Below are 23143 nucleotides of genomic sequence, written 5' to 3' on the forward strand. Positions count from 1 at the left end.
GTATTCCAAATATCATTACCTCAGCGCCGCCAGCAACTCGTCTATCACCTGATCGCTGGTAATCCCCTCGGCTTCTGCCCTGAAATTCATGGCAATGCGGTGCCGTAACACCGGAAATGCCAGTGTGCGAATATCGTCGGGAATGACCGAAAACCGCTCGTGCAACACCGCACGCGCCTTCGCACACAGCACGAGCGCCTGCCCCGCACGAGGCCCCGCACCCCAGTCGCACCACTCCTTTATAAATTCCGAGTTGGTATTCTCCGGCCGTGTGGAACGCACCAGCTGATTGATCTGCATCAGTAATTCATCGGCAATATGCACCTGCCGGGTCAGTTTCTGTAAATCGACCATGTCCTGATCCGACAAAATACGCGCGATTTCAGGCTTTCCCGTGCCGGTAGTGGTGCGCAGGACATCGAGCTCTTCGTCTTCACTCGGGTAGCCCAGTTTGATATACAACAAAAACCGGTCGAGCTGCGCCTCCGGAAGCGGATAAGTACCGGCCTGTTCGATCGGGTTCTGGGTGGCGATGATCAGGAAAGGGTTGGGCAATGCATAGTTTTCGCCGCCGTACGTCACGCTTTTCTCCTGCATGGCTTCCAGGAGCGCTGCCTGCGTTTTAGGCGGCGTCCGGTTGATCTCGTCGGCTAGTACTACATTGGCAAATATCGGCCCCTGGTTAAATTTGAAGAACTTCTTCCCGGTTTCATGGTCTTCTTCCAGGATCTCCGTTCCTACAATGTCTCCGGGCATCAGATCGGGCGTAAACTGTATCCGCCGGAAACTCATATGCAACGCCTCGGACATCGTTTTGACCATCAACGTCTTGGCCAACCCGGGTACCCCTTCCAAAAGACAATGCCCCGACGCGAGTAATGCAATCAGAATTTCGTCGATAGCATCCTTTTGCCCGACAATCATTTTAGCGATTTCGGTTTTTAGAAGCGGCAATTTAGCAACGAGGTTCCGGTAATGAGTTGTTGTGCTTTCCAATTTGAATGAGTGAATGAGTGAATGTTTTTGCAGACCGCCCTATCCCGTCAAGGCATATACCACAATATTCACCCCAAAACGCGTATTATCAACGGCCAGGAAACGTTTGTTCCGGAAATCGTAGTCCCACTCGCAGCCGTAATCTTTGTTGCTGTACAGGACGCCGATCTTTCCGTTGATCGTGATCGCTTTGAGATAGTCGTGCACGAGGTCGTCGCCCCAGCCGTTCAGCTCGAAGGAGGTGGTCGGCGGGCCATCGGCAAATTTGAAAAAACTGTGGTAAACAGGATGGTCGTTGGGGATTTTCTGCAAGGCTTTCGGGCCAAACGTCCGGGCCATTTCCTGCTCAAACGACTTAGCAAAAAGGCCGTCGATATCGTGGTTGCAATCGTCGACGAACACGAAACCGCCATTCTGCACATACCGTTTGAAATGGTCGCGCTCCTGGGCCGAAAATTCCACCAGCTTATGCCCGCTCATATAGCAGAATGGGCTTTTGAATATTTCGTTACTGCTCAGCTGTACGACTTTTTCCTTCTCGTCGACCGGGATCGTGGTGTACTCAACCAGCGAATGCAGCAAATTGGATGGCATTCGCTGGTCGGTATCCCAGTTACCGGAGGTGTATTGGATTCTGGTGAAGAAAAAAGGTTTCAATACTAAACTGCGTCAGACAACGATGAGAATGTGAACTCCCGGATTTTCATCGGCGGGATCAGATAATTGCTATTGCTTTCGGTACTCACTACGCGCTCGGGCTTGCCGAGCGTTTCTAGGTTATTGAGCATGATCACCGGACTTTCGTTAAAACGGAAGTTTTTGATCGGATGTTTGATCACACCGTTTTCAATGTAAAAAGTCCCGTCGCGGGTTAGGCCTGTGAGCAGGAGTGTCTGCGGGTCGACCTCGCGGATATACCAGAGTTTGGTCACTAAAATACCGCGTTGCGTGGATTTGATCAGCTCTTCCATGCTCGCTGTACCACCGGCCATGATCACGTTCGTCGGGAACGGCACCGGTTTTACATTGTTCTTTTGCGCCCAATAGCGCGAATAGATCAGGTTTTTAACCACCCCATTCTCGATCCAGCTGATCTTGTTGGCTGCCTGTCCATCGCCCGCCCAGGGCGACGCCGGCAAATCCGGGTTAGTCGGGTCAGAATAGATATTAACCCGCTCATCGACGATCTTCTCGTTCAACTTGCTTTTCCCACCGGTTTTACTCAAAAAAGAGCGGCCTTCGTCGGCGCTTCTTGCATCGAAATTGAAGAAAATATTTTCCAGAAGTACCGCCGCTGCCGTCGGTTCCAGGATCACCGTGTATTTGCCGGGTTCCAATGCTTTTGCATCGACAGAACCTTTCGATTTCTGAATGGCGATTTTCGTTGCGGCGGCAGTATCGAGCTTGGTTACATCGCTATAACCTTTTGCCACATAACCCGAGCCTTTCCCGTCGGGCGTCCGCACGGTAAGCGAAAAATTCACGCTCGTGCTTGGGTAATAGGCAAAAAGGCCTTTGGAATTCATGATGGCCGAATAGCCTTTCTGATTTTCGAGAAAACCGGCCGCGGTCATGTTCTGCGAACGCGTCAGGTCCAGGCTTTTGGCGACCGCCCCGGCACGATAATCGGGGTTAATGCCGGCCGTGGATTCAAAGAAACCAACGGATTTCAAATAGGTCTGCGGTTCGAGCATACCTACATATTCCGGGTTCTCAGGCGCCAGTTGCGCAAGTTCTTCCGATCTTCTCACTACTTTTTCAAACGACTCGTCGCTGAATTCATCTATCGTCGCAATGCCTACTTTCTTCCCGAATGCAGACTGGACCTGCAAGTTCTGGTTGATCAATGACCCGCTCGTCGACACTTCGTTCCGGGCATATCGCAGATTCCCCCGCTCCTCGCCCAGGATACTCACCTCGCATTCATCCGCTTTGGAATAGCTCAGCACTTTCTGACACAGCGCTTTTGCTTCTGATTCTGATAAAATGATTGACATGGCTGTTATAGTTTTCTGGCGGTGTTGATCACATTTACTCCATTGAAACGCGCAGTCGAACTGCCGTGCGACACGGCGCTGGACTGCATAGGCTGCCCCTTGCCGTCGAAAAACGATCCGCCGAGGCGGTAGTCACGATCATCGCAAACCTGCACGCAGGAGTTCCAGAATTCCTGTGTATTCGACTGGTACGCCACATCTTTGAGCATACCCGCTATCTTGCCGTCTTTGATTTCATAATACAGCTGCCCGCCGAACTGGAAGTTATAACGCTGCTGATCAATGGAGAACGAACCATCGCCTACGATATAAATGCCTTTTTTAACGTCCTTGATCATATCGTCTACCGACAGAGGCGTTTTACCCGCCGCCAACGACACATTCGGCATGCGCTGAAACTGTACCGAGCTCCAACTGTCGGCATAGCAGCAGCCGTGCGATTCTTTGGCACCGATAATGTGCGCCTGATCACGAATGGCCTGATAGTTCACCAGCACGCCATCCTTTACGAGGTCCCATTGTTTGGTATTGACCCCTTCATCATCCCAGCCGACGGCGCCGAGAGAGCCTACCTGCAATTTATCTGCCACCAGATTCACCTGCTTGCTGCCGTACTGAAAATTTTTGGACTGCCATTTATCCAACGTGGCGAAAGAAGTTCCTGCGAAATTGGCCTCATAACCCAGCACACGGTCGAGTTCCAACGGGTGGCCTACCGATTCATGGATGGTGAGCCACAAATGTGAAGGATCCAGTACCAAATCATACTTCCCCGCTTCGACCGACTTGGCCGTAAGTTTCTCTTTGGCTTGTTTCGCGCCAGCCGTGGCATCTTCCAGCATGTCATAACCTTTGTTGTAACGGGTCGTTATGCCGGTTACCTTATCCGCCGGGTTCGACTGCAGATAGTCGTAACCCATGCCCATCGGTGCACTCAACGACCTGCGCGTTTCGAACTTCCCTGTTTTGGGATCAATGGCCGTCACGTTGAAAAGCGGCCAGATCCGATGAATGTCCTGATCGATATAGGAGCCGTCCGTGGAGGCGAAATATTTCTGTTCGTTCACCTGAAACAGGATCGAGTTCACATAGTTGGCGCCGTTCTTCATGGCCGCGTCGTTCACCGACAGCAGGAGGTCCACCTTTTCCTTGATGGGCACTTCAAATGCATTTTTTTTAATAGGTGCCTTCCAGCTTACCTCTCCAAAGCCTTTTTGCGAGGCGAGCTGCACGGGTTCCTTCATGAGTTTCGCATTCGCCTTGGCAATCGCAACAGCCTCTTCTGCGGCTTTCGCCAGTTGCATTTCACTCTTGGCATCCACCACTGCTGCAAAACCCCAGCAGCCATTCGCAATGACCCTTACTCCGACACCATAAGATTCGGTATTGACAATGTTCTCCACTTTGTCTTCCCGGGTAGTCACATACTGGTTAAGGTAGCGGCCGATACGAACATCGGCATAGGAAGCGCCTTTCGATTTAGCTGCATTGAGGGCCGCATCGGCCAGCCGCTTTTTCATAGCTACGTCGTCACCAGGCATCAGAAATGCCTCAGGGCCGACAGGCCTGCCTGTTGCAAAGCCCGGCAACATGAACGCTCCCGTTCCCAGCCCGGCCAATTGGATAAAATCTCGTCGTTTCAAAGTGTAGATGTTTAGCTAATAGTGATGATTGGGTGAGTTGAATAAAGTGCAATTCATAAGTTAATGAATGACTGCACGTTGATCAACTCACCTGGTATGGGTGGCCGGATAGCGGGTTAAATGGATTACATTTTGTGCTATACCGCGTCGGAAAGGCTGGTAAATGTGAAATCCCGGATTTTCAATGGGGGGATCAGATTACCGCCGGCGCGCACGGGTTTGCCCATGGCTTCTACGTTGTTGAGCATAATCACCGGGCTTTCATTGAACCGGAAATTTTTTACGGGATACTTGATCTGTCCGTTTTCAATGTAAAAAGTACCGTCGCGGGTCAGGCCGGTGTACAGCAAAGTCTGGGGATCCACGCTCCGGATATACCAGAAGCGTGTGACCAGAATGCCTTTTTCGGTTCCTTTGATCAGATCGGCGATGGATTCGGTACCGCCCTGGAACACGATCGCGCCCGGAGGCGGGATCGCTTTTACACCTTTTTTATCAGCCCAGAAACGGGAGTAGTACATATTTTTAACAACGCCGTTTTCGATCCAGGTTACTTTTTCCTGAGGACGCCCATCCCCTCCACCGAAAGGCGATCCGGGAATTTCGGCATGCATCGGATCGGAGTAGATCGTTACCCGCTCATCGAAGAGCTTTTCCCCCAGACGGGTTCCCCCGCCTTTCTTCCCCAAAAAACTCCGGCCTTCATCGGCACTGCGGGCATCCATATTCCGCATCATGTTCATCACCAGGTCCTGAGCCGCTGTGGGTTCAAGGATCACAGTATACTTGCCAGGTTCCAGTGCCTTTGCATTGGTCGAGGCCAATGCTTTTTGCATGGCGATTTCGGTGGCCACGCGGGCGTCAAATTTGGAAAGATCATTGTAATCCCTTGCCACATAACCCGACCCAGTTCCATCGGCGGTTCTGACGGTTACCGAAAAATCGACGGAGGTACTTTTGTTATAACCAAAAAGCCCTTTGCTGTTTCCCTGGGCGGAAAACCCGCTGTTATCCTCCATGTATCCGGCCGCGGTCAGATTCTTTTTAATGCAAGGGTCGATGCTACCGAATGCTGCCTGCGCCCGATAGTCGGGATTGATGGCTGCCGTGCTTTCAAAAAATCCTTTCGTTTCCAGGTATTGCTGCGGGCCGAGCATCGGCAAGTATTCCGGGTTGTCGGGAGCCAATCTGGCGATTTCCTCAGCCCTGCGGACCGTCTTTTCCAGCGACGCATCGTCAAATTCATTGATCGTTGCAGTACCCGATTTTTTACCGAAAACCGCTGTTACCGATAACGACAAGTCCGTGGTCTCGCCGCTCGTCGATACCGAATTACGGGCATAACGGATATTGCCTGTCCGGTTGCCGGACAGCCCGACGCTGGTCTCATTCGCCTTGGAAAAACCCAGCACTTTATCTATGATTTTCTTTGCTTCTTCTTTGGATAAAATAGCCATTTCGGTAATGCTTTTTATGATCGCTTTGATAAATGGAGGAACGAAGGAATGGGACAATGGAGAAAAAGGAGACGTATGTGCATTTTCCTCGATCCCTTTCTTCCTCTTCCTCCCTTTTGCCCATTCAATCCTCCCTTGCCTCTAAATCTTCCGTCCGGTATTAATCACGTTAACGCCGTTAAACCTTGTGGTCGCGCACCCGTGCGACACCGCGCTGATTTGTGCGGGCTGCCCCTTCCCGTCAAAGAACGAACCGAATGTGCGGTAATCGTCCTTGTCGCAAAGCTGGGAGCACGAGTTCCAGAACTCCTGGGTATTGGACTGGTAAGCCACGTCGTCCAGCATTCCGGCGATGGCGCCGTTCTTGATCTCATAAAAGACCTGTCCGCCAAACTGAAAGTTATAACGCTGCTGATCAATTGAATACGATCCTCTTCCCACGATATAGATTCCTTTTTCAACTCCTTTGATCATATCCAGCACGCTCCGTTTCTCTGTTCCGGGTTTCAGGCTGATGTTCGGCATACGCTGAAATTGCACCGAACTCCAGTTGTCGGCATAGCAGCATCCGTGCGATTCTTTCTCTCCCAGAATCTGCACCTGGTCCCGGGTGGCCTGATAATTGACCAGGATACCGTCTTTGATGATATCCCATTCCTTGCAAGGCACACCTTCATCGTCATAACCGACGGCACCCAATGTGTTGGGTTGCGTTTTATCGGCTACGATATTGACCAGTTTGCTTCCGTAAGCGAATTGCTTCGTCTTCCATTTGTCGAGTGTTGCGAAGCTGGTACCCGCATAGTTGGCCTCGTAGCCGAGCACCCGGTCAAGCTCCGTGGGGTGCCCTACCGATTCGTGGATGGTGAGCCCGAGGTGGTTGGGGTCCAACACCAGATCGTATTTACCCGGCAACACTGTTTTCGCTGTAATTTTCTCCTTAGCCTGCCTGGCAGCCATCGTGGCGTCTTCCACCATATCGTAGGAATTCCGGTAACCTATGAGGCCGTTCGGCCCGGCGATCTTTTCGCTGGCCAGGCCATCCAGATATTCATATCCCATTCCCATCGGCGAACTGATCGCATCCCGTGTTTTGAATTTGCCGGATGCTTTGTCGGTAACCGTGACAGTAAACGTCGGCCAGACACGATGAATATCCTGATCGATAAATGAGCCGTCGCTCGAAGCAAAATATTTCTGTTCGTTGACAAAGAAGAGGTTGGATGTCACGAAGCTCGCTCCATTATCCATGGCGGAGCCATTGACCTTCATCAGCAGATCGATCTTTTCCTGCACGGATATCTCAAACGCATTTTTCCGGAGAGGTGTTTTCCAGGTTTTGTCACCAACGCCCTTCTGAACCGCTAAAACCACCGGTTCCTTTTGAAATTTCGAATTGGCTTTCGCAATGGCGACCGCTGTGGCTGCGCATTTGGCAATACCTTCGGGCGTGACGTCACTGGTGGCGGAAAAACCCCAGGTCCCGTTGGCGATCACCCGTATGCCAATGCCGTAGGATTCTGCATTGACGATATTTTGCACCTGTTTTTCGCGGGTAAACAAGTATTGCTGAAGGTAACGCCCGATGCGCACGTCGGTGTAGGTCGCCCCTTTGTCGCGGGCAGCATTGAGCGCAGTTTCCGCCAGTTTTTTCTTGGTCGAAACGTCGAGCCAGGGATTGAGCAGCTGCGTTTCATGCACAGAGGATCCGATGACGGGTACCTGGGAAAGCATGACTGCTCCAAATCCGAGGCCCGACATCTGCATGAAGTCTCTTCTTTTCATGGGTTAAGGTTTAGCCTTTCGGCAGCAGATGAAGGAAATGGATCTTATTGAAACTCCAATGTAATCAATATTCCCAACAAATATTCGTGTGGCAATTTTTTTGTGACGGGACAAAAAAAAGCGTTGGGAACCCGGAAGGATTCCCAACGCTTTCCTGCTTTGCTGGCAGCCAGACCTACAATAGATGCGAAATCATCAATTTTCTGAGCTGTTGTTCATCCCAGGGTTTGTTGACGTAGCTATGAAAGTAACCTTTACCTGCCGCCCTCCGGAATTCATCTGTATAGGCGTTGCCGGTGAGCAGCACGCGGATGCTGGAAGGATACTGATCGGACGCAAGTTTGAGGAATTCGAGCCCCGTCATTTCCGGCATCTGATGGTCAGCAAAAATGACGTCGATTTTATTTTCGTCAAGGATCTTTAGTCCTTCTTCGGTTGATTTGGCCAGGTAAATCTTGGCATCCCTTCGGAACGTAGCGTTAAAGGAATTCAGATTATTGATTTCATGGTCAACATAAAGGATGCTCATAGTTATTAATTATCGATCGGGGTTACTTCAAAGCAAATTTATGAATTAACTCATTACCCAAAACAATATTAGGGAACGCCGAAACAAATAACGGGTCGTTAGAAATTCCCCAAGTTACCATAATTATTCCCCGGTATACCAAAACATATTCATTATCAGAATCTTAGATTCACTATTTTTATTTAACGGTTACGAAAACTGAATTTGACCATTACGCAAATAACTGCCGGTCTGGTACGATTGTCTACTATTCAGGCAGCTTGTCTACTTATTTTCGGAAATCGGCGGAAAAATCTTTGTTTTACTCCGAACCGATAATCCGCAAATCATGAGAAAACTACATCTTACGTCACTGATGATGCTTACCACCATCGTGTCGTTCAATTTCAGTTCGGAGAAAAGAGTGGGAGGTCCCTGTGAGGGTTGTGAGGCCATTTATGAAAGCCCAGTCCCGTTTGAAAAACTGCCGGTTTTTACCGAGCTGCCAGAGGTAACCTGGGATGGTAAAAAGCCATTGGGAATTCATGGTACGGTGTTCAAAACAGATGGAAAAACACCGGCCCCTAATGTGGTGCTATACTTATATCACACCAACGAAAAGGGTATTTATCCCCAAAAAGGAGATGAGAAAGGCTGGGCCAAACGGCATGGTTATATCCGTGGCTGGGTCAAAACAGATAACAAGGGCTTTTTCAAATTCGGTACGCTGCGACCGGGCTCCTACCCGGGCAGCGACGAGCCCGCACACATACACCTGATCGTGAAAGAACCCGGCCTGAATGAATACTATGTGGACGAGTTCCTTTTTTCGGATGACCCGTTACTGACACCTGAAAGAAAGAAAAAGCTGCAAAACCGCGGGGGAAGCGGCATTGTGAAGCTGGTGGATGTAGGCAATATGTTCAAAGGGGGACGAAATATCGTGCTCGGCCAGAATATCCCCGATTACCCTGTCGCTGCCAAACGCCCCTAAACGACGTTGTAACGCGCTTTCAGCAAATTCATCATATGCACATTTACATCCCATTGACTCACGAGCGGCATACGGGTGTAAGGCATCTCGGGCATATACGGCGCCGGGCCGAATTCGGTCGTGACGGTCAGCGTAGTTCCGTTTGCAGCGTGGATCCCCGCCACCTGATCCCACCACCCCAAATGGGCATTCAATACCTCTTCCCATTCGGGTGCGCGGGGGTCGTTTACCTGCGGGCCCTCGGGATGTCCCACCCGGCTATGGATATGAACAGTGCGTGAAATAGCCAATTCCACCTCTTCCGGCAGATCGGCCAGCAGGGACTCATGTACGCTGCACCAATGCGAGATATCCAGCGCAATGCGCAGCAACGGATCACTGAGGAGGTAACTCTTTGTGACATGTGCTGCAAAGAGGCTTTTACCGCGGTGCGTTTCATGAATAATAGGGATGCCGGATTCCCGCGAAAGGCCGGCAGCGATGCCGAACAAGCGTTTGTTCTGGTCGAAATGGAAATAATCCTTGCCGGTCTGACAATTGATCAGTACGGGCTGTGCGTCTATCAGGTTACGCAGGTATCTTTCGTAGCTGGCTGCATGCGCGTCGATATCTTTCTCAAACGACTGCCAATACTGACCGATGAGTTGCAGTTCATATTCCTTCAAGGCATCCAGAATTTGGTCTTTCTGCTCAGGTTCAAAAGGCAGCGACATTTCAACGCCATCATAACCCGCCTCTTTCACATTGCGGCAAAAGACTTCGAAAGGAAGCACATTCCCCCATTCAGGCGCATAAAACTTGATATTCATTCGATTGACGATCAGCTATTTTGTAATAATTTTTCAATTTCCTCAAGGGACTTGCCTTTCGTCTCAGGAACCTTTCTCCGGACAAAAACAAAATAGATGAAACAAATCCCTGCATGGATCAGAAAGGTAACAGGCATTCCAAAATACTGATTCATCACCGGGAACAGGGCCGTAGTGAAGAAGTTGGCGATCCAAAGCGCCAGCGTGGCAAAGGCCATTGCATTGCCGCGGATCCGGTTGGGAAATATCTCAGATAATGCGACCCACGTGACCGGTCCGAGTGTAGCGGAATAAATGGCGATGAATATCAATACAAAAATCAATACCCACACCCCGGGCCATTGCATGTAGAATGCCCCTGCGAGCGCCAGGGCATCGAAACCTAAAAGAAGCGCGCCGTACTGCAGCAATTTCTTACGGCCTGCCTTATCAATTGTACCGATGGCGATGAATGTAAATATGAAATTAATGACACCGATGATAATCGACTGCAAAAAAGCAGAATCCTGCGCCATACCTGCCTTTTTAAAGAGCTCGGGTGCATAGGAAAACAACGAGTTCTGTCCGACGGCCTGCGAGAACACGGCTATCATCATGCCTATGAAAACGATATGCCAGAGGTCCTTGCCAAACAAATCTGAAACCTTCACCGTGTTCTTGCGTGCAAAGCTTTTTGCGATCTGATCCTCCTCGGACAAGGCATAGTCGACCCCGCCTACCCGTTCGAGGACAATATGGGCCTCAAACTCCCGGCCATTCCGGATCAACCAACGGGGGCTTTCCGAAACCGCGAAAAGACCAAAATAAAAAAGCAATGCCGGGGCGGACTGCGAAGTGAACATCCATCGCCAGTTGTCCTCCACATTCAGCAGCAGATAATTGGACAGATAGGCCAGCAATATGCCTATCACTATCGAAAGCTGGTAAAATGAGACCGTTCGGCCGCGCATCGAGGCTGGCGAAATTTCGGCCAGGTACATGGGGCAAACCAACGCTGCCGCCCCTACGGCCACACCGCTCAGCATCCGAAAAAATATGAATGCCGGAAAGGTCTCCGCCCAGCCTGTCCCAGCACCCGTCACAGCAAAGAGGACTGCACAAACCATGAGCAATTTCTTGCGCCCGAGCAGCTCACAAAGCCAGCCGCCCAACACAGCCCCGATTGCAGCACCGAGGTTGATACAACCTACTGCCCAACCTGTTTCGAACTCGCTTAACCCGAAATGCGCCTGGAAGAACGACACCGTTCCGGAGATGATTACCAGGTCAAAGCCAAACAGCACACCACCCAGCGCCGCAATGGCGCTGATGGTGTACACGAAACGTTTATTGACCCGGATGGGATGCGGACCGATGCTCGCATCTGCTGCGACTGCTATTGCCATAAGTATGTGGGCGTTATTTTAATGACACATCGGCCTCTTTGCTCAAAAAGTCAGCATTTTCTTCCGCCAAACCGGCAGCGTCCCAGGTCAGCAAAGCATCATCAGGCACTATATCAATCGGTGTAATACTGGCCGAAGATGATGAAGATTCGTTATGGCCCCTGTTCGTGGAGCGATTGTAGCAGGATATCAGTGACCAGCGGGCCTTGTCCGACAAATTGGCCTCTGAGCGGTGCAGGATATTGCTATGAAAAAACAATGCGTCACCGGCGTTCAGCTCCACGTACACATGCTCCATTGTTTTCAATGCCAGGTCGACATAGCGCTGCGATGCACCTACCTGCTCCCCGGAAAAACCATGCTCAACCCGGCCCATTTTGTGAGAGCCTTTGATCACCTGAAGGCATCCGTTTCCCACATTGGCGTCGGTCACAGCGATCATCACGGACATCATCTGTTCAGGAAAGAGAAATTCGTTCTTGTACCAGTAGCCGTAATCCTGGTGCCATTCCCAGGCGCCACCCACACGCGGCTCTTTCTGCATCAGTTTGGAATGATAATGGCACACTGAATGTCCTTCATCGCCCGGCTGGCGTTCGAGCAGCTGATCTACCGCATTTACCAGGGTTTGCCCGCGCGTAAGCAACCCGTACACATCGTCTCCGGGCTTATACCAGAGGGACAGGCGACTGCGTTTACCCGTGCTATCGTTCACATCGATGGCATTTTTACTGATCGCGCTGTCGTCGATCGCTATTTTGTAAAGGCGTGAAACCTCCGCGACGTCGTAAAATCGCGGAATGATCAGGTAACCGTCCTGATGGTATTGCTGAATTTGTGCCTGGGTCAGAGATTTCTTTGTCATGGTTGTGTGAATAGAATGAAGCCCGATTCATGCGGGGGTTAACAATTGCACTTAAACATCACAAACTTCACCTATTTCAAGAAACAAACGAATGAAGGATTTTGTCTAAAACATGGATTATTTTACCTTTAACCGAAATAGCCTAGTTGGGCACATTCCTGTTATGCGAAAGAGCAGAGGCTTCGAAGGTGAATTGATCATTGAAATTCCAAAAGTCGCGATCGGCCATTGCGAGCAAATGCCGCTGATAAGCCCATTGTTCATTGCCAGGATGGGCTTTTATCCCAAAGCGTTGCATCATTACTACCAACGGCCAAACGGCATCTCACAGGTCATCCTGCTGTTTTGTACCGACGGCCAGGGTTGGGTGGAATCCCAGGGCGCCGTCACACAGGTGCATCCCGGCGAAGTCTTCCTGCTACCGTCTGAGATCCCACACGCCTATGGTGCTGATCAGCAACACCCTTGGAGCATTTACTGGCTGCATTTAGTCGGGTCGCTGGGTTCTGCCGTCGTAAATTCTGTCATGGAACGGCGCAGCGAGACCGGACGTGCCCCTCAGGTCGGCTTTTCCGACGAGCGCAATGCGCTTTTTGCACATATTGCTGCGACCTTCCTCAAGGGTTACAGCGCCACCAACCTGCTGCACGCCAATCTGGCCCTCCCCCATTACCTTTCGTCATTCATCGCACCAGAGCATTTTGCTACCCGAAACCAGGTCGCGCCCGCTGCAAGTGTCATGGATAAGGCTATCCGCTATATGCAGGAAAATCTCTCCCGTTCCCTCACACTGGACAATATTGCCCGGGAAGTACACCTATCCGTGTCTTTTTTTTCCAGGAAATTCAAAAAGGATACCGGGTATGCCCCCATTGAATATTTCAATTACCTGCGGGTTCAGAAGGCATGCCAGTTACTGCATTTCAGCACGCTGCGGATCAATGAGGTCGCTTCCGAGATCGGCATCGAAGATCCGTTCTATTTTTCGCGGCTCTTCAAGCAGCAAATGGGTGTTTCTCCCGCCTATTACAGAAAAAACAAGGGAATCGATCAGCAATAAAAGAATGAGGCTTTCCGGATCACCGCCAAACCCTGGCTCCCCCGATCTCTGCTAATTCTTGAAAATTCGCTGCGTAAATACTTTTTCCTTGTCTTTTTCAATCGTCAGCAGGTAAATCCCGCTGGCAAGCGATGGCAACTGCACCCGGGAATCTGCCCCGATCCGGCGGTTCAGCATCTCGATACCCGTCATATTGATCAGTTTCAGGTTGGCATGGCCGATATGCTCCGGCATTTTCAGGTGAATGTAATCGGAAAGCGGATTAGGCCCAACATGGAACCCGGCGTCTGCATTCCGGTAAAGCGCGATGATTTTGGAATATTCAAACTGGCCATCGAAATCGATTTGTTTCAAACGGTAGTAAGCGGTATTCCACGGCAATTCATGGTCGACAAAACTATAATGATGTGCCTGTGATGTAGTACTATTGCCTTTAACTTCCCCGATCATCCGGAAATCCAGCCCATCGGCCGACCGCTCCACTTCAAAACGCTCATTATCCACTTCGGAAACCGTTTTCCAGTAAAGCTGGGCTTTCCCGTCGTTCAGTTTCTTGAGGTAAAAATCGGCCAGCTCCACCGGCAGCGGATCTTCAATCGGGAGTGTATGATGTGCCAGCAAGCGAATGTAGGCGGCCTGATAGTATATAGCCGGCTCGGTAATCTCCCAGCTATTGGTCGGCCAGCCGGTGTTAAAATCGAGGTAACTCTTTTGCCGGGGCTGTCCGTAAGGCGGTGACTGACTATTGATGGAGTAATCAGCATTCGGCCCCCCGACCACGTAGCCTGGGGCCGGGCCGTTAGATGATGTCAGTGCATTGTCGTAGATCGTGCCGTCGTTGAACCAGGCGTGATACATCTCATTCACGCAGCGATCACCACCCACGGCATACATATTGGACAGGTAAACGAGCCCCTGCGGATTGACACCATGAAAATAATGGATTTGCTCAGCTGCCTTGCGCGTCAGGCTGGCCGCATTGCCGAGTCCTGCTTTCAGCATGCTCCGGTTGACATTCGCATAGTCCGCCTTAGGCATGTTGCTGCCCCAGTGATAAGACCAGTCGGGCATGAATGCGCGGTACAGATCGGCGGTAGTCCAGCCAAAGAAATCGTTCCAGTTGCCATCGACCGCCGTTCCCGCCGAATTCAGGATCGCGTTACGTACCGTGACATTGGCCCCCGGCAATTGCGCGTACCGGAGCAATGCGTCCTGAAGTTCGGTCGCGTCAACACCCCAGTACCCATTCGTCATCACGTCGGTAAGTGCATAATTGGTGATCACAAACTGATTATAAACGGCATTTCCGGTCCGCTCAAACAGGTAAATCGCAGCGATCACCAGCATATTCCGCTGTTGCACCACGCCTACGTCCGCATCCCCGGCAACAATACTCCCGTTGTCGCAGTCGGTTTGCAGGGTGGAGTTACTATGAAATGGCAATACATAATTGAAACAGCTGATTGCCTTGGCCTCCAACTGGCCCGCATAGGCAGCCAGCGAGGGAATACCGGCATAAACAATCGCCGCATGCGAAAATACAGAGGCGATTGTAGCCGAGGCCGAGGTGCAGGTCGGACCGTAATAGCGGCCGTCGGTATTGATGCTGGGAGGGGACGAAACATTCTCGTTGTAATTCCTGCTACCCATCTTATTGTGCGTACTGCCGTCAGCATTGGTCATCTTGAAAAGCCAGTCGAGCTCCCATTTGACCTCATCGAGCAGATCGGACACCCCGTTTTTGCTCTCGGGGATATTGAAATTGTCCGTAAAAACAGCCGGATTTTCTTCGTATGCGTACAGGAGGTCGTGTAGCGGACTATGCGTGAAAGAAACATACTTATTATAATCACCGGCGTCGAACCAGCCACCCGTAAGGTTCTTCTCGAGGGTAGCATTGCCCTGCTCGTTAATGTACCGGCAATTCGCGTCCTGCAATGGATTCATGAAGTTGTTGGCGTCAGTCCATTTGCTCTGTGCATACGGTAACGTCTTAGCCATATTGCAGCGGTTGTAATAAAACATCTTCATCGCCGCCAACATGACGTTGCCGTAGGGGTTCGGGGCAATCTCGAACACAGCGGATCGCTGATTACCAACCGGATCAAATACATAATAGCTTCCCGCCAAGACCAAGGCCGAGAAATCAAACCACCATCCCCTGTCTCCGGAGGTAGCTTCTGTGTTTCCATTATTCCAAACAGTGACAGGGCCTGAGAAAACGACTGCATGAGTCACACTGTTGCGTACCTGCATCGTCGCCGACGGACTGTAACTCAACCCGGCATTGTACCCCTGGATCGGGTCGCTAAGCACAGCTACCTTTTCCGCATTCGGTGCATAACCAAACTGATCGACATGGATAAACTGGCTCACCTGGGCGCAGGCCGGGTCGTAAACGGCAAGCAACAAACTGCATAAAAAGACGAGAACTCCCGTCCCCGACGGCAAAAGGTAATGTTTCTTCATGGCTGAATGTGTTGGATTGAAACTGTTTTGTTAAAAAATAACAACAGAGCGGCAGAAGGACCTTTTCAAACAGGATGGGATCGTCGCCATTCCACACGCGACTGTGCAGATGGAAGCGCAATCAAATTTATTCTAATTATTGAACAGAACAAATAACACATGTGGTTAGAATTTATTAACCGGTTCAAAACAGCGCTTCCCGGCAATGATCACATCGCCGGGAAGCTCCTTCACTGTCTTCAGACCTTTTACCAGGCCGTTTCCCCATAGTCACTAAAAAACTTGCCATTCGGCCCGTCACCATCAATAGTTGCGTAGCGGACGATTACCTCGGCCCCTTCACTGACACTCTTGTAGCCGCTATGGTGATTGAAGTCCGTAGCTGTGTAACCCGGATTGACACTATTTACCCGAAACCCTTCCGGCCCTAGTTCGTACGCAAGCATCACGGTAAAAGCATTCAGCGCCGTCTTAGAGGAAGCATAGGCCATTATCTTCACGTGGTAAAACTCATAGTCCGGGTTGGAATGATTTGCCAAAGAACCCAGATCGCTCGAAACATTGACTATACGCGGATTTGCCGACTTTCTGAGCAAGGGCAGAAAGGTTTGCGTCGTTTGGATCACACCAAAAAAATTGGTTTCAAACACTCTGCGGATATTGTCCGATCCTACCTCACTGGCATTCTGAGGAATAGCGCCCGGCACCCCTGCGTTGTTGATGAGCACCTCCAGCCGGCCCGTCTTAGCCGCTACTACTTCGAATGCCTGGCTGACAGAGTCAGGATCGGTGACATCAAGCTGCACCGTATCGACATCCTGATAACCGTCGGATTGCAATGCAGCAACCGCTGCCTGGCCCTTTTCGATATCGCGGCTGCCGATGTACACAAAATAACCTTGTTGCAGAAGCTGCCTCGCTGTTTCGAAGCCGATGCTTTTGTTGGCACCGGTAATCAATACCGTCCCTTTCATTTGTAAATCGCTGTTGATTGAAATGACAAAATTGGGACAGTGCGCCGGCGCTATTTTTGCCATTTGGCAAAAAGCAACATCACATGATATTTTTTCTGATCCGACTTAGCGAAGACTGGGTAATACCCAGGCAGGAAGCCAATGCCGAAAGCGGGATACGGTTTGCTACACCGGGGTTGTGCTCGATAAAATGCAGGTAACGGGTGGTAGCGTCCTGGATGAGCATGGTGCTGCTCGCCTGGACTTTCCCCATCAGCGCATGGGTGATGATCCTCGTGAAGATATCGCTCCATCCTGTGATAATACCCGAAAGTTCAGCGAACGAAGATTTACTGATCACAAGCAATGTACAGTCCGTGACGGCCTCCACATATTCGGCCGAGGGAATTTCATTGTGAAAACTGTTCAGGTCGACCGCAAAACGATTTTCCGATATGAAGTAGCGGGTGAATTCCTCTCCTTTGTTATTATAATGGCACACGCGTAAAATACCGTCGGTCAGAAATCCGATCTGTCGCGCGACTTTGCCGGCCTCCGAGAAGTACTCTCCTCTTTTCAACCTTATCTCCCTGACGTGCTCCCCGACAAGTGCGATCTGGCGGTCGTTCAGCTGCCCGAAACGCAATATGTAATTAATAAGCTCTTCCATCATACTAATGTACGACGACACAAACTGCGTTTTTTGCCATTTGACAAAAAGCAACTCCCTGCGCTGTAAAGCAGCAACGGTCGCCCCCCTTTCATTTTAAAATAATACAAAATTTTATTTGAAAAGTAATTTATTATCACTATAATTGCTTAAACAATTATTGGCTAACTTACTAATGTAAAGCAGATGCCGATCTATCAACAACTAGGAACCATCCCGCCGAAACGGCATACCCAATTTCGCAAAGCGAATGGCGGGCTTTATTACGAAGAGCTCTTTGGAACGATCGGTTTCGAGGGCATGTCTTCCCTCCTCTATCATACCTGGCGCCCCACCCAGGTGAAGTCGCTGGGCGAGCCTTACGACGTTTCGCCGCAAATTGCGGTCGCCAATAACATGATTACGCGGAAACTCATCGGTTTCAACGTTCCCCCGGCTGCAGATTATCTCCAAAGCAGGACGGCATTACTGGTCAACCGTGACGTCACGCTGGGACTTGCCGCGCCCCAGGGGGATGCAATGCACTACTTTTATAAAAATACCGATGCGGACGAGCTGCTATTCATTCACCGCGGATCTGGAAAGCTGCGATCGCCGTTCGGGCAGGTGCCTTTCACAGCCGGCGATTATTTACTGATCCCCCGCGGCACCATTTACCAGATCGAATTCGACGGACCGGATAACAGGCTGCTGTATCTGGAATCGCATTCACCGATCTACACTCCAAAACGGTACCGGAATCACTTCGGGCAGCTTACCGAGCATTCGCCGTATTGCGAACGGGACTACATTCTTCCCCGGAACCTGGAAACGCACGATGAACAAGGTGATTTCATGATCCTGATCAAAAAACAAGGCTACATGCACCCCGTTACCTATGCCGCCCATCCATTCGATGTAATAGGCTGGGACGGCTACAATTATCCCTGGGGCTTTTCGATCCACAATTTCGAACCTATTACCGGACGTATCCATCAGCCGCCGCCAGTACACCAGACCTTCCAGACGGATGCATTCGTAGTATGCTCGTTCTGCCCGAGAATGTACGATTACCATCCGCTGGCAATACCCGCTCCCTACAACCATAGCAACATCGATTCAGATGAGGTCCTCTATTACGTCGACGGCGATTTCATGAGCCGGAACGACATCGAGCAGGGGCATATCACCCTGCACCCGGGCGGTATTCCGCATGGCCCGCATCCGGGCGCATACGAGCGCAGTATCGGGAAAAAAGAGACGCAGGAACTCGCTGTGATGGTCGATACGTTCCGGCCGCTCATGCTGACGGAAGCAGCGATGGCGATCGACGACGGCCGGTACTTTTCGAGCTGGACAGAGGAGTAATTCTGAATGATCGAATGAGCGAATGGATCTATATGTCTTTAAAATTTAGTCATCATAGAATCTAATTCACTCATTCTCATTCCACAGTAGAATCACCAGTCCAAGTTCATACAGTCATTCAATCATTGAAAACCTCCAGGAAAATGCTTGTAAACGAAACGAATACCGAGGTTGATAAGCCGACGGACTTTCTGCCGATTAACGGAACGGACTACGTCGAGCTCTATGTCGGGAATGCACTGCAATCGGCGCATTATTTTCAGAATGCATTCGGCTTCCAGCCGTTTGCCATGGCCGGATTGGAAACCGGTTTGACGGATCGCGAATCCTATGTGGTGGTGCAGGGTAAAATCAGGTTGATATTTACTTCGCCGCTGCATGGCGGCACTGTTATCGGCTCCCATATCGACCGGCACGGGGATGGTGTGAAAGTCATTGCCCTGGATGTGGACGACGCTGCGGCAGCCTACCGTGAAACAGTCAGCAGGGGCGCTATTCCTTACCTGAGCCCTGTTACTGAACATGACCGGAACGGACGGGTGGTGCGTTCGGGCATTTGCACTTACGGCGATACCGTGCATGTATTTGTAGAGCGAAAAAACTACCACGGAACCTTTCTGCCGTCGTTCGTTGAATGGAATCCCGCACATACGCCGCCCGAGGCGGGCTTGCGCTACATCGACCACATGGTCGGGAATGTTGGCTGGAACGAAATGAACCGCTGGGTCAAATTCTACGAACATGTAATGGGGTTCAAAATGGTGGTTTCCTTCGACGACAAAGACATTTCGACCGAGTATTCGGCATTGATGAGCAAGGTAATGAGTAACGGCAACGGGCGAATCAAATTCCCGATCAACGAACCCGCAGAAGGAAAAAAGAAGTCACAGGTGGAAGAATACCTTGATTTTTACGGGGGACCCGGCGTGCAGCACATTGCTGTCGCAACAGATCACATCGTCGAAACGGTAAAGACGTTGCGTAACCGGGGCGTGGAGTTTCTTCAGGTCCCGAGTTCCTATTACGACGATTTAATAAGTCGTGTAGGGGCTATCGACGAGGACATTACCAGCCTGAGCGAGCTGGGCATCCTGGTCGATCGGGACGATGAGGGTTATCTGCTCCAAATTTTCACCAAACCGGTCATGCCCCGCCCTACGTTGTTTTTCGAGATCATCCAGCGTAAAGGCGCCAAATCATTCGGAAAAGGCAATTTCAAGGCATTGTTTGAAGCCATCGAACGCGAACAAATGCTTCGGGGCACATTATAAATCATATGCTGCACCATGAACCAGGCTTATGAACGATACAGCGAAGCTGACCACCGGATGTGGCAGCAGCTTTATGAACAACAAATGCAGGCCCTCCCCCGCATTGCCAGCCAGGCCTATCTCGAGGGAATTGAAAAGGTGGGATTCGTAGCCGGACATATCCCCGATTTCGAACATGAAACGAACCCGGCCCTGCGCGCTTTGACCGGCTGGGAAGTGTATGTGGTACCAGGGCTGATACCCCACAGGGAGTTTTACACGCATTTAAGCAACCGTCAATTCCCGGCGTCGAACTGGCTCCGTAAACCGGAACAGATCGATTACCTGGAAGAACCCGATATGTTTCATGATACATTTGGTCATGTCCCATTGCTCAGCAATCAGGCTTTCTGCGATTTCATGGCACATCTGAGCGAAGTCGCGCTGAAACATATTGATCAGGAAGAAATCCTCCAACGCATTTCCAGGCTTTACTGGTACACGGTGGAATTCGGACTGATCCGCGAGAAGGGAGCACTGAAAATCTACGGCGGAGGCATTATATCCTCTTCCGGCGAAAGCAGGTACTGCCTGCGGACCGATGTCCCGAAAATCGATTTCGACCTGGCCCGGGTACTTGAAACTCCTTATCACATTGACCGCTACCAGGATCATTATTTCGTAATCAACTCCTACGACCAGCTGTATGAATCCGTAACAGGCATAGAGCCTCTGCTGGAACCTTATCTCACCCAGCAGGCATAAAACTCCGAACCCATGGAACATTCGTGGCTCCCGGTCGCGCCCGGCTCCGATTTTTCGATTTACAACCTTCCCTTCGGCATATTCAGTGATGACCGGCCCCACCGTGCAGGCATCGCGATCGGAGAATGGGTCATCGACCTGACGGCCGCTTACGCGCTGAACCTTTTCCCGCATTATCCCGAAGCAGGCAGCGTATTCAGAAAACCGGTTCTCAACGACCTGATGGCACTGGGCCGTGACTTCTCGGTTTACGTGCGGAACACCATCCGGGAGGCCCTTTGCGACGATGTCTCGTTGGTACGCCAGCATGCAGAACATTTACTGATCCGCCAGAAGGACGTGCAGTTGCATATGCCGGTTCAGATCGGCAACTACACCGATTTTTATTCGAGTGAAGAACATGCGACTACGGTTGGTAAACTTTTCAGACCCGAGAATCCGCTTTTTCCAAACTGGAAACATATGCCTGTGGCCTATCATGGGCGTGCATCGTCCATTGTAGTTTCAGGAACCCCCATCCATCGTCCATGGGGGCAAATCGGCCGTGAAGGAGGAGATCCTCTTTTTTTACCAACAAAGGCACTCGACTACGAACTGGAACTCGCCTGGGTGATCGGCCGGGATTCGGCATGGGGCAATCCGGTGTCCGTTGAAGATGCCGAAGACTATATTTTTGGCGCACTGCTCCTGAACGACTGGTCAGCCCGGGACTTCCAGCGGTGGGAATATCAGCCACTCGGACCATTCACAAGCAAGAATTTCGCCTCGGGCATTTCCCCCTGGATCGTCACTTGGGAAGCATTACAGCCATTCAGAACCCCGGCGCCGGAGCAATTTCCCGGTCCGCTGTCTTATCTGTCGCAGGAATCCCGCAAAAACATCGATTTATCTCTGTCTGTGGGCATCCGCCCGCAGCATGGAGCAGAACATACCGTATGCCAGACCAACGCAAAACATCTCTACTGGACAGCATCCCAGCAAATCGCGCATCACACGATCACAGGATGTAACCTGCAAACCGGCGATCTGCTGGCAACCGGCACCATAAGCGGCACAGGCGCGGGCGAAAAAGGCTGCCTGCTGGAAGCTACTTCCGGCGGAAAACGGCCTGTTAAGCTCATGGGGGCCGCGGAACGGAAATTTTTAGAAGATAATGATGAGGTAATCATGCGCGGCTATGCTCAAAATGGAGATATTCACGTCGGCTTCGGGGAATTGCGGGGGAAAATCCTGCCGGCCCACCGCCTCTGAATTGCTTTACGAATGTCCGATTCATGAAAACAATCGATCCGGCCGACCTCGCTCCGCGGGCATTTTACAAATATATGACGTCGTCGGTTGCACCACGGCCCATTGCACTCGTGAGCAGTATTGATGCGTCGGGAAAGGTTAATCTGAGCCCATTCAGTTTTTTCAATTTCATGGGTATTGATCCGCCCATTCTGGTCTTTGCACCTAACAAGCGTGCCACCGACCAATCCAACAAACATACTGCGCTGAATGTTTATGAGGTGGCCGAAGTAACCGTCAATCTTGTCACGAGTGCCATGGTACACCAGATCTCGCTGGCCAGCGCTGAGTTTGCGAGAGGTGTTAATGAATTCGAAAAGTCAGGACTTACGCCGCTGCCTGCATGGAAAGTAACGCCGCCGCGCGTCGCCGAATCGCCCGCACAGTTTGAATGCCGGGTCATCGACATCCGTGAACACGGCTCGATGGTCCTCATCATTTGCGAAGTCCTGCTCGCCCATTTTTCCGACGATATCCTGGATGAAACCGGGCAGATCGACCAGCGCAAAACCGACTGGATCGCGCGCCTGGGCGGAGACTGGTATGCGACCGCGCGGGGTGAAGCGCTGTTTGAGGTGCCCCGCCCGCAGGTTGGCCTGGGCGTGGACGCTATGCCTGTACACATCCGGATCTCGCGGATCCTCACCGGCAATGACCTCGGCCAGCTCGGCAGCGTGAAAGAACTCCCTTCCGAAACGGAGATCGAACGGTTCGGACAATCAGAGGCAATGCTGAAAATAGGCGAAGAGGCACGGTATGGCTGCCAGTACCTGCCCGATCTGCTGCATCATCATGCCCACCTTCTGTTGAATCACGGCAATGTCCACGACGCCTGGCTCACCCTGCTTCAAATCCGATAGTCTTCCGATCCCGGCACAGAGATGTAGTCCGCCCCTCAAT

Annotated in this window: 20 protein-coding genes; 7 read left to right on the forward strand and 13 right to left on the reverse strand. The window is 51.1% G+C overall.

The features are described 5' to 3' along the window. Window positions 1-15: 15 nt before the first annotated feature. The 7 genes from BP71_RS09170 to BP71_RS09200 form a co-directional block, all read right to left on the reverse strand. Window positions 16-996, reverse strand: coding sequence for an AAA family ATPase (locus tag BP71_RS09170; RefSeq protein WP_496378333.1), 981 nt, complete (start codon window positions 994-996; stop codon window positions 16-18). Between the two features lie 39 nt (window positions 997-1035). Further along, window positions 1036-1653, reverse strand: coding sequence for a DUF4159 domain-containing protein (locus BP71_RS09175; protein ID WP_496378335.1), 618 nt, complete (start codon window positions 1651-1653; stop codon window positions 1036-1038). 2 nt (window positions 1654-1655) lie between these two features. Then, window positions 1656-2993: a TldD/PmbA family protein gene (locus BP71_RS09180; RefSeq protein ID WP_496378336.1), complete on the reverse strand. Its 1338-nt coding sequence runs from the start codon at window positions 2991-2993 to the stop codon at window positions 1656-1658. A 5-nt stretch (window positions 2994-2998) separates the two neighbouring features. Then, on the reverse strand, window positions 2999-4636 hold the full coding sequence (locus tag BP71_RS09185; protein ID WP_496378338.1) for a TldD/PmbA family protein: 1638 nt from the start codon (window positions 4634-4636) through the stop codon (window positions 2999-3001). A 137-nt stretch (window positions 4637-4773) separates the two neighbouring features. Continuing rightward, entirely contained in the window at window positions 4774-6093 is a 1320-nt protein-coding gene (locus tag BP71_RS09190; protein WP_496378340.1) for a TldD/PmbA family protein, read from the reverse strand. Between the two features lie 141 nt (window positions 6094-6234). Further along, a complete protein-coding gene (locus BP71_RS09195; RefSeq protein ID WP_496378342.1) occupies window positions 6235-7878 on the reverse strand; it encodes a TldD/PmbA family protein in 1644 nt (547 codons plus the stop codon). A 175-nt stretch (window positions 7879-8053) separates the two neighbouring features. Further along, complete coding sequence (locus tag BP71_RS09200) at window positions 8054-8407, reverse strand: response regulator (RefSeq protein ID WP_496378344.1); 354 nt, start codon at window positions 8405-8407, stop codon at window positions 8054-8056. A 328-nt stretch (window positions 8408-8735) separates the two neighbouring features. On the opposite strand from BP71_RS09200, the gene BP71_RS09205 reads away from it, so the two are divergent. Next, window positions 8736-9380 (forward strand): dioxygenase family protein, encoded by a 645-nt coding sequence (locus tag BP71_RS09205; protein ID WP_496378346.1) that lies wholly within the window; start codon window positions 8736-8738, stop codon window positions 9378-9380. Here the strand turns inward: BP71_RS09205 and BP71_RS09210 are convergent. Genes BP71_RS09210 through BP71_RS09220 form a run of 3 tightly spaced genes read right to left on the reverse strand, consistent with a single transcriptional unit; the run spans window position 9377 to window position 12439 of the window. Continuing rightward, on the reverse strand, window positions 9377-10189 hold the full coding sequence (locus BP71_RS09210) for a sugar phosphate isomerase/epimerase family protein (RefSeq protein ID WP_496378348.1): 813 nt from the start codon (window positions 10187-10189) through the stop codon (window positions 9377-9379). The two genes, BP71_RS09205 and BP71_RS09210, sit on opposite strands and share 4 nt — an antisense overlap. An 11-nt stretch (window positions 10190-10200) precedes the next feature. Continuing rightward, a complete protein-coding gene (locus BP71_RS09215; protein WP_496378350.1) occupies window positions 10201-11574 on the reverse strand; it encodes a sugar porter family MFS transporter in 1374 nt (457 codons plus the stop codon). A gap of 13 nt (window positions 11575-11587) precedes the next feature. Beyond that, window positions 11588-12439: a phytanoyl-CoA dioxygenase family protein gene (locus BP71_RS09220; protein WP_496378352.1), complete on the reverse strand. Its 852-nt coding sequence runs from the start codon at window positions 12437-12439 to the stop codon at window positions 11588-11590. A 163-nt stretch (window positions 12440-12602) separates the two neighbouring features. Here BP71_RS09220 and BP71_RS09225 point away from each other — a divergent pair, with 163 nt between their 5' ends. After that, window positions 12603-13499, forward strand: coding sequence for an AraC family transcriptional regulator (locus BP71_RS09225; protein ID WP_496378354.1), 897 nt, complete (start codon window positions 12603-12605; stop codon window positions 13497-13499). Window positions 13500-13550: 51 nt separating this feature from the next. Here the strand turns inward: BP71_RS09225 and BP71_RS09230 are convergent, their stop codons facing one another. The 3 genes from BP71_RS09230 to BP71_RS09240 all read right to left on the reverse strand — a co-directional run bounded on the left by BP71_RS09230 (window position 13551) and on the right by BP71_RS09240 (window position 17612). Continuing rightward, entirely contained in the window at window positions 13551-15968 is a 2418-nt protein-coding gene (locus BP71_RS09230) for a glycoside hydrolase family 9 protein (RefSeq protein WP_496378356.1), read from the reverse strand. Window positions 15969-16216: 248 nt separating this feature from the next. Next, the gene (locus BP71_RS09235; RefSeq protein WP_496378358.1) at window positions 16217-16942 is read right to left on the reverse strand and encodes an SDR family oxidoreductase; all 726 of its coding nucleotides are present in this window, start codon (window positions 16940-16942) and stop codon (window positions 16217-16219) included. 79 nt (window positions 16943-17021) lie between these two features. Further along, a complete protein-coding gene (locus BP71_RS09240; protein ID WP_496378360.1) occupies window positions 17022-17612 on the reverse strand; it encodes a Crp/Fnr family transcriptional regulator in 591 nt (196 codons plus the stop codon). Window positions 17613-17777: 165 nt separating this feature from the next. On the opposite strand from BP71_RS09240, the gene BP71_RS09245 reads away from it, so the two are divergent. From BP71_RS09245 to BP71_RS09265, 5 genes are all read left to right on the forward strand, one after another. Beyond that, window positions 17778-18938 (forward strand): homogentisate 1,2-dioxygenase, encoded by a 1161-nt coding sequence (locus BP71_RS09245; RefSeq protein ID WP_496378362.1) that lies wholly within the window; start codon window positions 17778-17780, stop codon window positions 18936-18938. A 143-nt stretch (window positions 18939-19081) separates the two neighbouring features. Then, window positions 19082-20209, forward strand: coding sequence for a 4-hydroxyphenylpyruvate dioxygenase (gene hppD, locus BP71_RS09250; RefSeq protein ID WP_496378363.1), 1128 nt, complete (start codon window positions 19082-19084; stop codon window positions 20207-20209). A gap of 15 nt (window positions 20210-20224) precedes the next feature. Beyond that, window positions 20225-20953, forward strand: a complete 729-nt coding sequence (gene phhA / locus BP71_RS09255) for a phenylalanine 4-monooxygenase (RefSeq protein ID WP_496378365.1) — start codon at window positions 20225-20227, stop codon at window positions 20951-20953. A gap of 12 nt (window positions 20954-20965) precedes the next feature. Continuing rightward, entirely contained in the window at window positions 20966-22204 is a 1239-nt protein-coding gene (gene fahA / locus BP71_RS09260) for a fumarylacetoacetase (protein ID WP_496378367.1), read from the forward strand. Between the two features lie 23 nt (window positions 22205-22227). Beyond that, window positions 22228-23103, forward strand: coding sequence for a flavin reductase family protein (locus tag BP71_RS09265; protein ID WP_496378369.1), 876 nt, complete (start codon window positions 22228-22230; stop codon window positions 23101-23103). Window positions 23104-23143 lie beyond the last annotated feature (40 nt).

The organism is Dyadobacter ginsengisoli DSM 21015, from assembly GCF_059568735.1.

Coding starts and splice junctions, on each gene's coding strand:
- BP71_RS09235 (WP_496378358.1), bottom strand. CDS start 16,942: ATGAAAGGGACGGTATTGATTACCGGTGCCAACAAAAGCATCGGCTTC.
- BP71_RS09265 (WP_496378369.1), top strand. CDS start 22,228: ATGAAAACAATCGATCCGGCCGACCTCGCTCCGCGGGCATTTTACAAA.
- BP71_RS09205 (WP_496378346.1), top strand. CDS start 8,736: ATGAGAAAACTACATCTTACGTCACTGATGATGCTTACCACCATCGTG.
- BP71_RS09195 (WP_496378342.1), bottom strand. CDS start 7,878: ATGAAAAGAAGAGACTTCATGCAGATGTCGGGCCTCGGATTTGGAGCA.
- hppD (WP_496378363.1), top strand. CDS start 19,082: ATGCTTGTAAACGAAACGAATACCGAGGTTGATAAGCCGACGGACTTT.
- BP71_RS09230 (WP_496378356.1), bottom strand. CDS start 15,968: ATGAAGAAACATTACCTTTTGCCGTCGGGGACGGGAGTTCTCGTCTTT.
- phhA (WP_496378365.1), top strand. CDS start 20,225: ATGAACCAGGCTTATGAACGATACAGCGAAGCTGACCACCGGATGTGG.
- BP71_RS09245 (WP_496378362.1), top strand. CDS start 17,778: ATGCCGATCTATCAACAACTAGGAACCATCCCGCCGAAACGGCATACC.
- BP71_RS09215 (WP_496378350.1), bottom strand. CDS start 11,574: ATGGCAATAGCAGTCGCAGCAGATGCGAGCATCGGTCCGCATCCCATC.
- BP71_RS09200 (WP_496378344.1), bottom strand. CDS start 8,407: ATGAGCATCCTTTATGTTGACCATGAAATCAATAATCTGAATTCCTTT.
- BP71_RS09220 (WP_496378352.1), bottom strand. CDS start 12,439: ATGACAAAGAAATCTCTGACCCAGGCACAAATTCAGCAATACCATCAG.
- BP71_RS09180 (WP_496378336.1), bottom strand. CDS start 2,993: ATGTCAATCATTTTATCAGAATCAGAAGCAAAAGCGCTGTGTCAGAAA.
- BP71_RS09225 (WP_496378354.1), top strand. CDS start 12,603: ATGCGAAAGAGCAGAGGCTTCGAAGGTGAATTGATCATTGAAATTCCA.
- BP71_RS09210 (WP_496378348.1), bottom strand. CDS start 10,189: ATGAATATCAAGTTTTATGCGCCTGAATGGGGGAATGTGCTTCCTTTC.
- BP71_RS09190 (WP_496378340.1), bottom strand. CDS start 6,093: ATGGCTATTTTATCCAAAGAAGAAGCAAAGAAAATCATAGATAAAGTG.
- fahA (WP_496378367.1), top strand. CDS start 20,966: ATGGAACATTCGTGGCTCCCGGTCGCGCCCGGCTCCGATTTTTCGATT.